This window comes from Pseudomonas sp. NPDC087817, from assembly GCF_044742875.1.
GTDB lineage: Bacteria > Pseudomonadota > Gammaproteobacteria > Pseudomonadales > Pseudomonadaceae > Aquipseudomonas.
In genome coordinates, this window is the sequence record NZ_JBIUVJ010000087.1 from 1 (window position 1) to 14,562 (window position 14,562).

At 60.7% G+C, this 14,562-nt stretch carries 17 protein-coding genes and 1 pseudogene; all 18 read right to left on the bottom strand.

The features are described 5' to 3' along the window. The coding region (tssK, locus tag ACIONG_RS27850; protein WP_401304003.1) for a type VI secretion system baseplate subunit TssK at positions 1 to 1,158 on the bottom strand (1,158 nt) is incomplete at its 3' end. Between the two features lie 2 nt (positions 1,159 to 1,160). Then, positions 1,161 to 1,661 carry a type VI secretion system lipoprotein TssJ gene (gene tssJ / locus ACIONG_RS27855; protein WP_401304006.1) on the bottom strand — a complete coding sequence of 167 codons (501 nt, stop codon included), beginning with the start codon at positions 1,659 to 1,661 and terminating at the stop codon, positions 1,161 to 1,163. Positions 1,662 to 1,666: 5 nt separating this feature from the next. Continuing rightward, positions 1,667 to 2,863: a type VI secretion system-associated FHA domain protein TagH gene (tagH, locus tag ACIONG_RS27860; RefSeq protein WP_401304009.1), complete on the bottom strand. Its 1,197-nt coding sequence runs from the start codon at positions 2,861 to 2,863 to the stop codon at positions 1,667 to 1,669. An 18-nt stretch (positions 2,864 to 2,881) separates the two neighbouring features. Further along, positions 2,882 to 3,022 (bottom strand): hypothetical protein, encoded by a 141-nt coding sequence (locus tag ACIONG_RS27865; protein WP_007920296.1) that lies wholly within the window; start codon positions 3,020 to 3,022, stop codon positions 2,882 to 2,884. Between the two features lie 315 nt (positions 3,023 to 3,337). After that, the gene (locus tag ACIONG_RS27870; RefSeq protein ID WP_213026997.1) at positions 3,338 to 4,858 is read right to left on the bottom strand and encodes a sigma-54-dependent Fis family transcriptional regulator; all 1,521 of its coding nucleotides are present in this window, start codon (positions 4,856 to 4,858) and stop codon (positions 3,338 to 3,340) included. A 10-nt stretch (positions 4,859 to 4,868) separates the two neighbouring features. Further along, positions 4,869 to 7,526 (bottom strand): type VI secretion system ATPase TssH, encoded by a 2,658-nt coding sequence (tssH, locus tag ACIONG_RS27875; protein ID WP_401304013.1) that lies wholly within the window; start codon positions 7,524 to 7,526, stop codon positions 4,869 to 4,871. Positions 7,527 to 7,537: 11 nt separating this feature from the next. Then, complete coding sequence (tssG, locus tag ACIONG_RS27880; RefSeq protein WP_103302661.1) at positions 7,538 to 8,545, bottom strand: type VI secretion system baseplate subunit TssG; 1,008 nt, start codon at positions 8,543 to 8,545, stop codon at positions 7,538 to 7,540. Next, entirely contained in the window at positions 8,509 to 10,296 is a 1,788-nt protein-coding gene (gene tssF, locus ACIONG_RS27885; protein WP_213026998.1) for a type VI secretion system baseplate subunit TssF, read from the bottom strand. The genes tssG and tssF overlap by 37 nt, the downstream gene beginning before the upstream one ends. A 27-nt stretch (positions 10,297 to 10,323) precedes the next feature. Further along, complete coding sequence (locus ACIONG_RS27890) at positions 10,324 to 10,749, bottom strand: hypothetical protein (RefSeq protein ID WP_103302665.1); 426 nt, start codon at positions 10,747 to 10,749, stop codon at positions 10,324 to 10,326. Further along, positions 10,742 to 11,188 carry a hypothetical protein gene (locus ACIONG_RS27895; protein WP_401304018.1) on the bottom strand — a complete coding sequence of 149 codons (447 nt, stop codon included), beginning with the start codon at positions 11,186 to 11,188 and terminating at the stop codon, positions 10,742 to 10,744. Before ACIONG_RS27895 ends, ACIONG_RS27890 begins: the two co-directional genes overlap by 8 nt. Further along, positions 11,185 to 11,406 (bottom strand): hypothetical protein, encoded by a 222-nt coding sequence (locus tag ACIONG_RS27900; RefSeq protein WP_103302669.1) that lies wholly within the window; start codon positions 11,404 to 11,406, stop codon positions 11,185 to 11,187. The genes ACIONG_RS27895 and ACIONG_RS27900 overlap by 4 nt, the downstream gene beginning before the upstream one ends. Then, positions 11,403 to 11,798 carry a hypothetical protein gene (locus tag ACIONG_RS27905; protein WP_401304021.1) on the bottom strand — a complete coding sequence of 132 codons (396 nt, stop codon included), beginning with the start codon at positions 11,796 to 11,798 and terminating at the stop codon, positions 11,403 to 11,405. The genes ACIONG_RS27900 and ACIONG_RS27905 overlap by 4 nt, the downstream gene beginning before the upstream one ends. After that, entirely contained in the window at positions 11,795 to 12,181 is a 387-nt protein-coding gene (locus ACIONG_RS27910) for a hypothetical protein (RefSeq protein ID WP_401304023.1), read from the bottom strand. The genes ACIONG_RS27905 and ACIONG_RS27910 overlap by 4 nt, the downstream gene beginning before the upstream one ends. After that, positions 12,178 to 12,528 (bottom strand): hypothetical protein, encoded by a 351-nt coding sequence (locus tag ACIONG_RS27915; protein ID WP_177431362.1) that lies wholly within the window; start codon positions 12,526 to 12,528, stop codon positions 12,178 to 12,180. Before ACIONG_RS27915 ends, ACIONG_RS27910 begins: the two co-directional genes overlap by 4 nt. Beyond that, a complete protein-coding gene (locus tag ACIONG_RS27920; RefSeq protein WP_401304025.1) occupies positions 12,519 to 13,301 on the bottom strand; it encodes a hypothetical protein in 783 nt (260 codons plus the stop codon). The genes ACIONG_RS27915 and ACIONG_RS27920 overlap by 10 nt, the downstream gene beginning before the upstream one ends. Positions 13,302 to 13,460: 159 nt before the next feature. Continuing rightward, positions 13,461 to 13,868, bottom strand: coding sequence for a hypothetical protein (locus ACIONG_RS27925; RefSeq protein ID WP_401304028.1), 408 nt, complete (start codon positions 13,866 to 13,868; stop codon positions 13,461 to 13,463). A gap of 40 nt (positions 13,869 to 13,908) precedes the next feature. Beyond that, positions 13,909 to 14,316, bottom strand: coding sequence for a type VI secretion system baseplate subunit TssE (gene tssE / locus ACIONG_RS27930; protein WP_103302675.1), 408 nt, complete (start codon positions 14,314 to 14,316; stop codon positions 13,909 to 13,911). Between the two features lie 9 nt (positions 14,317 to 14,325). Continuing rightward, positions 14,326 to 14,562, bottom strand: a pseudogene (locus tag ACIONG_RS27935) (type VI secretion system contractile sheath large subunit); the annotation flags it as partial.

A 14,562-nucleotide genomic window follows, 5' to 3' on the forward strand; every position in this document is an offset into this window, starting at 1 on the left:
AAACATAATCCAAACCAAATGCACATAAAACACTTGACTTAAGACCTCAACACTTCCGACCTTTAGGTGCTCCGGCAAGCGGTGGCGCAATTCTTCGGAGTCGCAGTTGGCACTGGCTGCCAGCACGAACGACGCCGAGCCGAGCAGTTTGTGGTCGTGCAACGGCGACACGATGATCCCGTACTGACGCGCTTGCAGGATCAGTTCAATGGCGTGCTGTTCGAGCACCATCGACAGCACCTGACGAATCGCTTCCATCAGTTTGCGGAAGCTCGCGCCCTGGTCGGCGTGGGAGTAGCGGCTGTCCAGGCGAGGGCGTTTGCTCTCGCCGGAGAAGGTCGCCAGATCGCCAAGCATGGTCAGCAGCGTGCGGTACAACTCTTCCGGATGCACCTGCTCCAGGCCCAGATAGTGGCGCAGCAGCAGTTCGGTGCGGTTGATCAGTTGCAGCATCATGAAGTCGCCGACTTCCGCACCGCCGACCTTGCCGTTGGAGCGAATCCGCTCGGCAATGGTGTCGCCCCGGTGGTTGAGCATGCTGATGACTTCTTTCAGGCACGACAGCAGGTAGCTGGAGGCGTGGGCCTGAATGTAGGTCGGTACGAAATCCGGATCGAGGCTGATCACGCCGTCGGGCGTGGTGTCGAGCACGTCGCAGATCTTCAGCTTCACGTAGGCCTGATCGCTCTGCTGCTCGCCGAGCAGCAGTTTGAAGTCCGGACGACCACAGCTGACCTGGCTGGCGGAATCGTCGCCGGCGTTGGAGTCGGCGACTTCGGCGTCGTAGGCGGTGTAACGCGCGAGCACGTCGGATTGCTCCGGACGGCGCGACTCGATGTGGTTGCCGGTAACCAGCGGCAGCGCGAGGTAGATCGGCGTGTTGCCAGTGTTCGGCGGCACGTCCAGCGCCAGCGGCTCGGTGTTGCCACCGAGTTCGAACAGGCTGCCGTCCGGCAGAATCCCCGAGGCTTCACTGATCACCAGTTTGCCCATGTTGAGAAACTGCAGGTCGATCTGCAGATTGAGGAAACCCCAGGTGTAACCACCCAGCAATTGGGTGCGAGTTTTCATCTGGTGATCGTAATAGCGATCGTTGTGCTGGAAGTGCTGCGGACGCAGCAGCATGCCTTCCTGCCAAATGACTTTATGGGTATTCATGGTCAGTCATCCGCCTTGGCGAGCACTTCGTGGGTGTTGCGGATACCGGCCTGATCCAGGGTCAGATCGGCATCGGTCAGCTCCAGCGGGGTGATCTGCACGGTGTAGCGCCATTTGGTTTCCGGCAGGTCGCGGTAGGCGGCGAGGATGCCGACGTAACGGCTGCCCTCCTCCACGCTGAGCTTCATTTCCACGGTTTCACCCGGGCGCAGTTCGAGTTCTTCGCTGGCCACCAGATCCGGGTTGAGGGATTCCTTGGCGCGTTCGTAGAGGCTGAAGAAATCAGCGTTCTCGAAGGTCACCGGGTGCTTCAGTTCGAACAAGCGCACAACGATCGGCGACGGACGACCGTTGAGGTCCGGGTTGAGCTGATCGCTGCCGGTCAGTTTCAGATTGATCTTGGTCACTTTCGAGTACGGCGACAGCGACGAGCAACCGGCGAGCAACACCAGCATGGTGAGCGCAGTCAGCGTCTTGAAAAAAGCGGTCGAGCGGCGAGACATGCGCATCATCCTTGGTGGTCGGTGTGGAGGGTGGAGATCAGACGGATCTGTTCTTCGTAGGCCTGGGCGAAGTCGCGGGCGAGCAGACGCTCGCTCCAGTCGTCGTCCTGACGCAGCGCCTGGTGATAGCGGCCGAACGCTCTCCAGCGCCCGCCGGACGTAGCGATCAGCGGTTTGTTGTCGCGTTCGAAACGCAGGGTCAACTGCTCCGGCGAGAAATGCTCCAGCGTGCCGCGCACGGCGGCGCGGCTGGCGGTGAGCAAGGCCACCTGATGCGCCTGCAAATCGCGGAACGCGCGGGAGATGGCTTGTTCGGCCGGCAGATGCCCGGGCTTGCTCGGTTGCAACAGAATCTGCAGCGCTTCGCTCGGATCGACGGCGAATTTCAACGGGTTCTTGTTGGTGCCTTGCACGGTGGTCTGGGCCAGACGCAGTTCGTTTTTCAGCTCCGAACGAGTACGCAGGCTCTGCTGCAAACCGCCGATGCTCTGACGCAACAGACGCGCAGCGTTCAGCGCCATGGCTTCACGTTCGTCGTGGCTGAGACCTTTGACGTCCACGCCCAGCGCCGCGCCGAAGTGCTCCCAGAAACCTTCACTCTGACGCTCGACGGCTTTCGGTGCCGGCGCCGGTTCAGGCTCGGCGGGGGCTGCGATCAGCTCCGGCACCATCAGGCTTTCCATGTCGATGCGCGCGTAGTCGGCACGCTGACGGGAGTCTTCAGGCTTGGTGTTCGGCGCCAGCAGTTCGTCGATTTCCGAGTAGACGCGTTCTTGCTGTTCGAGCGCGTTGAGCGGGTCAAGATCGAGGAACGCGTCGTCCGGGATGATGCTGCCGGCAGCACGCGGACGGCCGGCTTCACCGTCGAAGGTCGCCGGGTCACGCACCAGCCGCGCGCGAATCTCGAAATCACCCAGCACGTAGGTGCTGCCGTGCTCGATGCGCACCGGCTCGCCTTTGTGCAGACGTGCGCCGCTGTCGCCGTCCTGAACGCCGTTGCTACTGGTGTCGGTCAGGAAAAACGTGCCCTCGCGGTAACTGACAATCGCGTGGTGATTGGATAGATGACGCTTGCGGTCAGGAATGATCCAGTCGCAGTCCTCGCCCCGTCCGATCACGCCGCCAGCCTGTTTGAAGGTTTTCTGGCACAACTCGGTGGGCACGAACTGCTTGGTGTTCAGCATTTCGAAAACCAATTCCATGTTTGATGCTCCTTGCGGTCACTTGCCGCGATTGACCGCTTGCGGATCACCCAACGGGCGATAGTCGTTATCGTTGAATTTGTAATTGCCGCTACAGCCACCAAGGCCGCAGAGAACGACGAGGGTCAGCAGGACAGCTTGCCAGTGACGAACAGACATCAGAGGGTCTCCAGGGGTAGACAAAGCACAAAGCGCCGACCCTTGCGGGCGGCGCTGAAATTAATTCTTTTAGTCATCTGTAAGGCTCTACATCGGGGCCTTGAGCCAGACCAACGAGGTGCACGCACCTCCTGTGGCGAGGGAGCTTGCTCCCGCTGGGCCGCGAAGCAGCCCCAAAACCAGACACCGAGGTGGTTCTGGCCAACCGCATTCACCGGATTACGACTGCTGCGCAGCCGATCGGGGACAAGTCCCCTCGCCACAGAGAAGCCCTTCAACACAGGATTTGTGCAGACTGCGAAAGCAGTGATCAGATCAACCATCGAAGTCACCCAAATTGATATTCAAGCGACCGAGGCGGTACAGCAGCGTGCGCCGTGGCAAACCCAGTTCACGGGCAGCGAGGGTCTGGTTGCCGTCGTTCTTGCGCAGGCAATCGAGCAACAGCGTGCGTTCGACCTGCTCCAGACGTTCGCGCAGGTTCAGGCCGCTGTTGTCTTCGGGCATCGCTTCCATGCGCAGGGAGAAATGCTCGGCCAGTAACTCGCCGCCCTCGCACAACAGCACTGCGCGTTCGACCAGGCCTTTGAGTTCACGGACGTTGCCGGGGAAGTTGTAGCCGGACAAATGTTCCAGCGCCGCCTCTGACCAACGCACCGGGTCACGCTGCAAGAACGTGCAGGCCTTGTCGGCGAAGTGCCGGGCCAGCTCCAGAATGTCGCCTTCGCGCTGACGCAGGGCCGGCAGTTCGATCGGGAATTGCGCGAGGCGGTAATACAGGTCCTCGCGGAACTTGCCTTCGCTGACCAACACCGACAGATCGCGGTGGGTCGCAGCGATGATGCGCACGTCGATCTTGTGCGTGTCGTTGGAGCCCAGTGGACGGATCTCGCCCTCCTGCAACACGCGCAGCAACTTGGCCTGCAACGACAGCGGCATGTCGCCGATTTCATCGAGCAACAGCGTGCCGCCATTGGCCGCATCGAACAGCCCCGCGCGGTCGCGATCAGCGCCGGTGAAGGCGCCTTTGCGATAGCCGAACAGCTCGCTTTCCAGCAGGTTTTCCGGGAACGCCGCGCAGTTCTGCACGATGAACGCCTGAGAACGTCGCGGGCCGCAGTCGTGAATGGCCCGCGCCACGACTTCCTTGCCGGTGCCGGTCTCGCCGCGCAACAGCACGGTGTACGGGCTGTGCAGGACTTTGCTGATCAACGAGTAGGTCTGGCGCATCGCGGCGCTTTTGCCGATCAAACCGTAACCGCTGATGCTTGGCACGCTGCGCACCGCCGGCGCATGAGCATCCAGCGGCTGGCGCAGGCGTTGCAACAAATGCAGTTGGCCGAGCACGAACGAGCCAAGCTGGCCGAGCGATTCGGCAAAACCGTGCAAGTCGGTGCGACGCTGACTGGCACACAGCAACAGGCCTTCGACGGCCTTGTGCCGATTGACCAGCGGCACGCACAACAGCGATTGCCACGGCGCCGAAACGGCGGGCAGAAAGCTGGTTTCGTGCAGGCTGCCGCCGAGGTCGTCGAGACACACCACGCGGTTCTGGCACAGGGCGAATTGCAGCAGTTGCTCACCGTTGTAATCCGCCGGCAGGCTCGCCGCCTGACGCGGTTGCAGCGCGCCGTCGAGGCACTCGGCGTTCATCCCCAGGCAGGTGTGGGTGGCGTCGAGCAAATACAGTTGCGTCAGTTCGCAACCGCTCAGCTCGGCCAGGCCACGCACGAAGTCACCCAGCAACGCAGCACCGTCCGCCGCCCGCGACAGGCTGGCGAACTGCGCCAGCAACGCTTCGGCGTAGACCAGTGGTTGCGGTACTTGAGTGAACATCACCGCCACCTCAGGCGAACTCGCACATCACGCTGGCGTTGCCGTCGAGCGTGGCATGCACACGCTTGAGGCTTTCACCGGTGGCCATCGCGTCGAGCAGACGATCTGCCACCAGCGGCAGGACGTGCTGATCGAGCAAATGATCGATCAGGCGCGCACCGCTTTCGCTTTGCGTGCAGCGCTCGGACAAGTGATCGACGAGGTTCTGGCACCAGCTGAAATCCAGCTGACGACGGTTGAGGCGCTCGCCGAGACGACCGAGTTTGATCTCGATCAGCTCGCGCAATACCGGACCACCAACCGGGTAGTACGGCACTACTTTCATCCGCGCCAGCAGCGCCGGTTTGAAGTGTTTGCTGAGCACCGGGCGAATGGTTTCTTCGAGCAGTTCGGCAGTCGGCCGCGCACCGTCTTCGCAGAGGTCGCTGATCTTGTCGCTACCGAGGTTCGAGGTCATCAGGATCAGCGTGTTGCGGAAATCGATCTCGCGACCCTCGCCGTCGTTGGCCACACCTTTGTCGAAGATTTGGTAGAACAGGTTGAGCACATCCGGATCAGCCTTTTCGACTTCATCGAGCAGGACCACCGAGTACGGTTTCTGCCGCACGGCTTCGGTGAGCATGCCGCCCTCGCCATAACCGACGTAGCCCGGTGGCGCACCGATCAGACGCGAGACGGTGTGCTTCTCCTGGAACTCGGACATGTTGATGGTGGTGATGAAACGATCACCGCCGTACAGCAGATCGGCAAGCGCCAGCGCTGTTTCGGTTTTACCAACGCCGCTAGGGCCGACCAGCAGGAACACACCGACCGGTGCATCCGGCTTGTTCAGACCAGCAGCTGTGGCGCGCATCGAGCGATCCAGGGCGTGCACGGCTTGCTCCTGACCACGGATGCGCGTGCGCAGGTCGGTGGCGAAACTGGCGACCTTGGCGTTGTGCTCACGGGCCAGTTGCGCCAACGGCACACCGGTCCAGGCGCTGATCACTTCAGCCACCAGGCGCGGGCAGACTTCGAAGCTGACCAGGCGCTCCTTGACCTGTGCGGCAGTCAGCTCGCTGTGGGTCTTGTTCAGTTCGGCTTCCAGCGCTTCGACGCTTTGGCCTTCTTCAATTTCAGCCGCAATGGTTTCGATCACGGTGCCTTCGGCGTCTTCTTCAACGCTGACGGTCGGCTCGACGGCGGCGGCTTCGCGGGCCTTGGCCAGTTGCTGACGCAGATCCAGCAGGCGCTCGGCCAACGCTTTCTGCTCAGTCCACAGGGTTTCCAGCGCGACCATTTCGCTTTCGGCTTCTTCCAGCCGCGCTTCCAGTGCGTCCAGTGCTTCGTGATCGATCAGCAGGCCGGCCTCGGCATCACGGCGCAGGGCCTGACGCTGACGACCGCCTTCAGCCAGTTCGCCACGCAGGCGTTCAAGGCTTTCCGGGGCAGCGGCGAGGCTGATGCGTACACGGGCGCAAGCGGTATCGAGGACGTCGACGGCTTTGTCCGGCAGTTGCCGACCGGCCAGATAACGCGCCGACAATTCCGCCGCCGAGACCACTGCGTCATCGCGAAGGTAGATGCCGTGGCTCTTCTCGTAGACCTGAGCCAGACCACGGAGGATGGTCACCGCTTCGCTGACGGTTGGCTCGTGCAACTGCACCGGTTGAAAACGACGGGCCAGCGCCGGGTCTTTCTCGAAGTATTTCTTGTACTCGGCCCAAGTGGTGGCAGCGATGGTGCGCAGTTCGCCACGCGCCAGTGCCGGTTTCAACAGGTTGGCCGCGTCGGAACCGCCGGCATTGCCGCCGGCGCCGATCAGGGTGTGGGCTTCGTCGATGAACAGAATGATCGGTTTCGGCGAGGCTTTGACTTCGTCGATCACGCCTTTGAGGCGGCGTTCGAATTCACCTTTGACGCTGGCGCCGGCCTGCAACAGGCCCATGTCCAGCGACAGCAGTTCAACACCTTTGAGCACTTGCGGCACTTCACCGGCAGCGATGCGCGACGCCAGGCCTTCAACGATGGCGGTTTTACCGACGCCGGCTTCACCGACCACGATCGGGTTGTTCTTGCGGCGACGGGCGAGGATGTCGACCATCTGGCGAATCGCGCCGTCACGGCACAGCACCGGGTCGAGTTTGCCGTCGCGGGCCTGTTGGGTCAGGTTGTGGGTGAAGCGCTGCAACAGCGATTCGCCCTGCGCGGCGGGTTTGCCATTGGCGGCCGGCTGCTCTTTTTGCGACAGGGCAAATTCCTTCAGGCGATCAATGTTCAGCTTGGCGAGCAGCGGCTGATAACGGCTGCCGGCGTAGCGCATCGGATTGCGCAGCAAGGCGAGAATCAACGCGGCGTCTTCAACCTGGGTCTGGCCCAGTTCGAGGTTGGCCACCAGCAGCGCATCTTGCAGCCACTGCACCAGTTCCGGGGCGAACACCGGGTTGCGCGAAGCGCTGTGCTCAACCCGCGATTGCAGCGCGGCGCTGAGTTCACCGGCATCGACGTCGGCATCCTGCAACGCGCGCGACAGCAAACCATTCGGGCGCTCCAGCAGGCCGAGCATCAGGTCTTCTACGAGGATCTTGCTGCCGCCACGAGCGACGCAACGCTCGGCCGAACGTTCCAGATCACGGCGGGTTTCGGCGTCCAGCGCCTGGATGAGTTGTTGCAGGTCTACGTTGATCATGGCTCACGTCCTTAATGAATTTTGCTGCCCAGGGTCACCACGCCGTCCGCTTTTTCGCGGCCCAGCCAACTGGTCCAGCCAAGGCGACAGGCGTTCTGCTCACCGATGCGCAGTTCGCGGATTTCTTCCTGGCGCAGGACCAGGCGAATGTCGTAATCGAGCGGGTCACGCAGGGTGAACCGCACCAGCGCGCAGAGCGGCTGGTAGCCGAAACCGATCGGCAGGAATTCATGGAATCGCTGCCAGTCGAGTTGGGTGATGTGAATGCGGAATTTGCCGCTGCGGTCGCGCACCTGCTCGCCGAGCACCAGGTCCTCGCCGAGCACGCTGTTGTCGCGACCCAAACGATTGCGCTGCTCTTCGAGAATTTCCACGCGACGCTCGATGCACTGCTCGATGACCAGGTCTTCGTGCTTGAAGTAGTAACGCAGCACGGCTTCGATCAACGCCGCCGAGTGCGCCCGCAAGCTGAGCAGGCCGAGGTACGGCAGCAGGCGTTTCCAGTTGAGCTCCTTGGCCTTGCGGATCTCGTCGCCGCCCAGGCCGATCAGTGCGAACAGCTGCGACGAGAACGGGTCGATCGCACCGCTCTGGAAGCTTGCGCGATAGCGGTATTTGCGCCAGATCGGCAGCATCAGCCGTTGCAGACGATGGTGGAACAGGTCGAGGAAGTTGCGTGTCGGGTTGCCGTCTTCGCTGTCGCCCAATGCCTGTTCGCCGTAGAACGCCGGCAACGGCGAACCCGAGCCGACCAGGCCGATCAGGTTGAATCGCATGCGCGCGCGCATCTGCCCGTGCTCTTCGAAAAACTCCACGCGATCGACATCGCTGCGCGGAAAGCCCAGGCTCGGGTTGGCCTGGAACTCGACCTGATCGTACAGATCGTCTTCGCTCAGGTGCGGGTGTGCTTCGCGCAGCCGGTCGATCACCAGCAGCACGGCCTGAAACAGCGAGTACTCGCGTATTACCTTCGTCAGCCCGCTTAAAGCAGGGGCTGCAGGCCCATACGTGGTGTCCATTGGTACACCTCTCCCTGTGTGCTTTTTACGCGCAACTCGTGAAACGAATTGAGACTGGCGTAAAGCGCGAAAAACTCGTTAAGAACCGAGGCGAAAACGAACAGGTCGCCTTCGCCGATGTACCCTTCCGGGTCGATGGTCAGTTCGGTGCGCAAACCGCGCACCGGCAGGCCACGGTGCAGCCGATCGACGTGGTGATGCTTGATGTGCTTGAGGCCGCCGAGCAGGCGTTTGCTGACCTTTTCGGCGTGCTGGTCGTAGTAACGCGGCAAGTCGTAGGTTTCGAGAATCACCTTCAACGCATTGACGTCGGCCAGCGACAGATAGTTAAGCGACATGTTGCTGATCAGCTTCCACAGGAAGTCACGGTTCAGCGGCGGTGCAAAACTCGAAGTGGCCGGGGTGATGTTGCGGAAACTCAAGAACTCCGGGGTCTCTTCGCAGGCCATGCAGATGTCGCCGAGCTTGAGCTTGCGCGGCAGGTTCTGGTTGGTGCACATCAGCTCGATCGACAGGGTTTCGTGGGCCTCGGTGTGGCGGATGCCGAAGCTCAGGTAGGTGTCGAGGCCATCGTGCAGCAGCGACGAACGCTGGCGGATGCTGTAATGCGGACGGCTGTTGGGCACGTCGAAACTCGGGTCGTGCTCGAACGACTCGAACGGCACGTACTCCTGATAACCGAGGCCGCCGGGCTTCCAGCCGGTCACGGTTTCCACCGAGAACACGCCGCAGTTTTCCAGATCGTATTCCGCCGGCAGCAGCAGGTATTCGTCCTGCTTGCCGTCGAGGCGGATCGGCAGTGCGTCGTGCGCGAACAGGTTGGCAATCGGCGTGCAGAACAGCTTCACGTTATCCAGGGTCGGACGCATGCGCATGATCCCGCTCTTGCGGATATCAAAACGCAATTCCAGGCCGCGCATCTGCTTGAGGGTGTCTTCCGGCAGCGCCTTGAGGATGTCCAGACCGTTGACGTCGACGAACAGGAATTTGTCCTGGAAGGCGAAGTATTCCTGCAGGTAGCGATAGCCACGGAAGGTGTTCAGCGGATACGGGATCAATGCTTCTTCTTCGGCAAAGCCCACCGGTTTGACCCGGTCACCGGGAATCTTGAACGCCATCGGCTTGCCGGCCACGCCATCGATGGGCTTGCCGGCGCCGTCGAGCGGGATCAATTCGATGCCTTCTAGGTTACGCAGCAGGCTCAGGTAGAGCATCTGGCTGATGTAGCGCTCACCGGCAAAGTGCAGGCGCAGCTTGCTCAGTTCCAGTTCACCCAAATGGCCGTCGGCGCTCATCTCCAGACGCAGGCTAAGCAGCGAGCCGTCGCCCTTCACCGAGTAGTTCAGCGCAGCCAGATCCAGCGGCAACACTTCAGTCGGGTAGCAGGTGCGGAAACGGCAGCGCACATCTTCGATCGGCTTGCTTTCAATTGGCGTATCACGCTCGACCAACAGCGCCGGGCCCGAGCGCTTCAGCGGATCGAACTGCAAAATGCTGAACGCCGGCAACGGGCGCATGTAGTTCGGCCACAACAGTTGCATCAGCGAATGGCTGAGTTCCGGCAGCTCGTCATCGAGCTTTTGACGCAGCCGCCCGGTCAGGAACGCAAAGCCTTCGAGCAACCGTTCCACGTCCGGATCCCGCCCGGCCTGCCCCAGATACGGGGCCAGCGCCGGACTACGCTCGGCGAAACGGCGACCGAGTTGGCGCAGAGCGGTGAGTTCGCTTTGGTAGTAGTGGTTAAAGGACACGGGTTACCTGCCTGGTAGTAGAACTCATCAAAAAAATATCCTGTAGAGCGCAACCGTCACGCCGGCACAGAAGTAACCGGCGATCAGGAGGTAAGGCACCAGCATGATCCAGCTGTAGGCCATGAAAGCGTCATCGAACGGGCCGGCGATCAGGCTGCACAGGCCATAAAGCATCCATGGCACGGCGTAAAACGGGATGAACTTGACTGGCGCCCACCACACCATCCGTAACGCTTGTTGCTCATTACGGCTCTTCGCCGTCCGTGATACCCACAGGGCGAACAACAGCAGCCCGGGCATGCCGAACCACAACAGATATACCCAGTGGGTCTCGGACGATTCGATTGTCGAGGAGTCGCCAATCCACAGGCCATAGGATGAAAACGCCAGCATCAACAGCAATGGCGCCCACAAGGCCGCCATGAAGAAATTCAGTTGCGCGCGACTAAGCATGGTCGGCCCCCGAAGCAGTCACGCTGGCCGCTGCTTGCCCGAGTGCAGGGCTCTTGCCAGCCATGGATTTGCGCGTGTACCAGCGGTCCAGCCCGGTGCAGAGAAGAATCGCCGCCAAGGTGAAAGTCCCTTGACCGACGCCATACAGCAGCGCCCGCAGCGGGTGATCCGGCAGCATCCACAACAGCACCAGCGTCACCCAGATCGCCCACAACACCAGCTTCACGCGCAGGACCAGAATCATCGCCAGCAGCCAGTTGAACACCAGAAAAAACTCGTAGAGGAATTTGCTGGTCAGGCGAATGTTCACGCCACGCGAGGTCAAACTGCCGTAGGTGGAGATGTACCAGTCGGCCGCGAAGTTGTTGAGCAACGTGTAACCCACACAGAAAACTGTGTGGATCAACAGGCAGCAGATCAGGCGGGCCGGCAGGTTCATGCGACAGGCAACGATGAGTAGTAACCGCCGGCAATTTCGATGGCGACCAACGCCACCAGCACCGAGAACGTCAAGGCGCGATGCAGCCATGACTGACGCAGGCGCTTGCTGATCGCCGTGACAAGCAGCAGAAAACTCAGGATCGCGATGCTGCCGAACAGGTCGCTATCGACCATGAAGATCAGGTACGAGCGCATCTCATCCGATACGTCGATCATGGGCAAAACACTCCTTCCTTGAGAGTCCAGCTGCGCTGCAGTCCATCGCGCTCGCGTTTGATGTCGAGCAAGGCCTGGCGCATTTCATCGGCACTGACCAGGCGCGTGCGTTGCGGCCCTTTCACCGTGAGCGAATAGCGGCAGCTGACCTGTTCGTCGACGTCTTCGCCGTAGGACCGGTAGCTGGCCACGTTGACTCGCTCGCCCGGCGCAACCACACGCGGTTCCAATGGCGGCAGCCAGTTGGTCGCGTGCTGCGCTTGTACTTCAAGCGGTACACCACAGGTGTTGACCAGGTAAATATCATTCATATAAACCAGCTGCGTGGTGCAGCCCGCCAACAACAGGGCGGCCACCGCCGACAGCGATTTCATGCAGGTGCCAAATTTCACTGAGCGCGCCCTCCCTTGCTAGCGGTGATCGGCACATACGAGTCGATGAAGAGGTATTCACCGTCGGAAGCACTGATACGGTTCATCGTCAACGGCTTGCCATCGTGAGTGGCGAAGCGCACCCAGCCTGCTTTGACGAGACTGCCGCCCTCTGAGCGCACCTCGATGAAGTAGTCCGGCGGCATCGACCGGGTAATTTCGATGAAGTCGCCACCATCCTCAGCACCCCGCCACACCGCGTCGGGGTAACCGGGCAATACCGGCTTTTTCGAGTGACTCCAGCTCAATTTGATCGCGACCATCACGACGGCGATGATGGCCAATGCTCCGATAAGGCTCAGCAGGTGATTGAGCCATTTCCACACACGCGGCCAAGGCATCATGGCGTGCACCATGTGCGCACATCACGCTTGTCGAAGCCTGCGCACTGGTTGTTTTTGGCGATCAGGCGGTAGGCGTTTTCAGGGCTGTAGGCAAAGTGGTAGTAATTCACCCGGTCCTCACCGTAGAGCCAGTACGACGAGGAGCCTTGATTGATTTCGTAAGGTTCGAAGGCCCAGATCGACGACTCTTGCGGGATGAAGTTGCTCCGTTCCATCAGCAACATCATCGCGTTGGAAAACACCGGCGTCGCGAAGAGCGCCAGCGCCGACAGCAGCGCCGTCAGCCCGTAAAAAAGAGGCTGCCTGGCGAGGACGAGCAACGTGTTCAATGGCGTGATCAGGCGCATTCCGGCACCCACCAGTCTTCATAACCTTGCGTACCGGGATACAGCACTGTCGAGCCGCTGAACTCCGGAGGCCCACCGAAAATTTCAGTGACCCGAAAATTCCATTCGGACGATTCGAGCAGCGCGCCGTCAGCGGTGTAGACGCGGAAAAAGTATTCGCTGGCGAACAATTCGAACACTCGCCCGATCACTCCCAGCCTGTGATAGCCGGGCGCGTAAGTGACGAGATAGCACTCGCCCGAATCGTTCGAGTGTCGGGTGATGGGCTCTGCCGTTACACCACCGAAAATCTTCAACCCCAGCAAAACGGTACATATACATACGCCAATCAGCGCGGTAATCAGCAGCAGTCGCGATGTCGCTCGACGCGGATGAATCGTCAGCGGTTGCCCGCCCGCCGGCCGGCGCCAGCGGCTGTACACCGAGTTCAGGGCGTTGCTCAGCAGGAGCGCGCCAACCGTCAAACCACCCGTGAGCGCGCAATACGCCAAACCCCGGATGGGATACTGCGGCAGCAGGTAAAACAGGATCGCCAGCATCATGAAAACCACCAGACCGAACTGAATGGCCTGGCGCTGGATGAAGACCAGAATCAGATTAAGAGAAACGAAAAAATAGAAAATCAGGTACATCGCCATGCCGATGGCAACGCCACGCGAGGTCAGCCCACCGACCAGCTGTTTGTAGGCCGGCACGGCATAGCCATTCAGGACGATATAAATCACGCAGGCCAGCGCATGCACGGCCAGACCGATGACTCGACGGCTATTCATGCGCGATCCCGGCCATGGCTTTTTCAGCGCCCTCCGCGAGCGCCACGCAGGCGAGCGCACCCATCACCATGAGGAAGCGCTGTAGCCAGATCATTTCGACACAGTCCGCGCGAACGAATGGGGACGTAATGGGCGAGTCATCTCATCAATTTTCCAGAATCACAACTTGGGATGACGACTGTTCATTTCTTGACCACACGCTGGAACATTCCAGCCCTCGTAACCCGACACTGTCGGGTAGACCGCTCGGGTACCCAGCCAATACGAGCGCTCATCCGTGGTGAACTCGTTCTGCCAGAGCAACCATTCCGACGACTTCAACAACGTGCCGTCTTTGGCGTAAACCCGGAAAAAAGCTTCGCTGGTGAACATCTTCGCAATGCTTCCCGCGACGCCCAGCGCCGAATACTGCGGAATGCAGGAGCGGATGAAACAGGTTCCGGCTTCGTTCCAGTCTGTGGAGTACTCGTGAGCCAGGCGTGCCGCCGTCGTTTTCACGTAACAGGCAGCAGCGATCAGCGCAGCGCCAGCCAAGGCGACAAATAGCAAAGTGCTACGCCCCAACATTGCCAACGTTCCCCGGTGAACGGCGCTCCCTCGCATGGTCCTAATTCACCTTCACTTGCCCGCTGCCATCCAGGCGCGCGGAAAAACTGACCTGACGCTTGAAACCTTCAACTTCCAGCAGGCCTTCGATACTGAAGGACAGGCGAAGCTGATCGTGATCACGCGGCAGGGAAATGACACGCACGTTGCTCAGGCGCGGCTCGTAGGCTTCGATGAAGTTTTCGATGGCCAGACGGGCCTGACTCAGGGAGTCGTGCAGGCTCAGACGCATGTCATTGAGATCGGGCAACCCGTAGTCGGACAGCGTTTGCACGCTGCCCGCCCGGGTGCTGAGCATTTTGGCCAGATGGGCAGCCACCGACGCCATGGCAGAAACCTCAAGGCTCTTGCCATTGCGTAGTTCCGCGTCGCCATTGAGGCGTTCGAAAAGGCTGCCGTATCCGTCCATGAGTCGCTCTTACTCTTTGTCCAACTTGCCAACCAGCGACAGGGTGAAATCGGCACCCATGTACTTGAAGTGCGGACGCACGTTCAAGCTCACGCGGTACCAGCCCGGCTCGCCTTCAACGTCGCTGACGATGATTTGCGCAGCGCGCAGCGGACGACGGCCACGGACTTCGGCGCTCGGGTTTTCCTGGTCAGCCACGTACTGGCGGATCCACTTGTTGAGTTCCAGCTCGAGGTCGGTACGTTC

Coding starts and splice junctions, on each gene's coding strand:
- tssJ (WP_401304006.1), bottom strand. CDS start 1,661: ATGTCTCGCCGCTCGACCGCTTTTTTCAAGACGCTGACTGCGCTCACC.
- tagH (WP_401304009.1), bottom strand. CDS start 2,863: ATGGAATTGGTTTTCGAAATGCTGAACACCAAGCAGTTCGTGCCCACC.
- ACIONG_RS27865 (WP_007920296.1), bottom strand. CDS start 3,022: ATGTCTGTTCGTCACTGGCAAGCTGTCCTGCTGACCCTCGTCGTTCTC.
- ACIONG_RS27870 (WP_213026997.1), bottom strand. CDS start 4,858: ATGTTCACTCAAGTACCGCAACCACTGGTCTACGCCGAAGCGTTGCTG.
- tssH (WP_401304013.1), bottom strand. CDS start 7,526: ATGATCAACGTAGACCTGCAACAACTCATCCAGGCGCTGGACGCCGAA.
- tssG (WP_103302661.1), bottom strand. CDS start 8,545: ATGGACACCACGTATGGGCCTGCAGCCCCTGCTTTAAGCGGGCTGACG.
- ACIONG_RS27890 (WP_103302665.1), bottom strand. CDS start 10,749: ATGCTTAGTCGCGCGCAACTGAATTTCTTCATGGCGGCCTTGTGGGCG.
- ACIONG_RS27895 (WP_401304018.1), bottom strand. CDS start 11,188: ATGAACCTGCCGGCCCGCCTGATCTGCTGCCTGTTGATCCACACAGTT.
- ACIONG_RS27900 (WP_103302669.1), bottom strand. CDS start 11,406: ATGATCGACGTATCGGATGAGATGCGCTCGTACCTGATCTTCATGGTC.
- ACIONG_RS27910 (WP_401304023.1), bottom strand. CDS start 12,181: ATGATGCCTTGGCCGCGTGTGTGGAAATGGCTCAATCACCTGCTGAGC.
- ACIONG_RS27915 (WP_177431362.1), bottom strand. CDS start 12,528: ATGCGCCTGATCACGCCATTGAACACGTTGCTCGTCCTCGCCAGGCAG.
- ACIONG_RS27920 (WP_401304025.1), bottom strand. CDS start 13,301: ATGAATAGCCGTCGAGTCATCGGTCTGGCCGTGCATGCGCTGGCCTGC.
- ACIONG_RS27925 (WP_401304028.1), bottom strand. CDS start 13,868: ATGTTGGGGCGTAGCACTTTGCTATTTGTCGCCTTGGCTGGCGCTGCG.
- tssE (WP_103302675.1), bottom strand. CDS start 14,316: ATGGACGGATACGGCAGCCTTTTCGAACGCCTCAATGGCGACGCGGAA.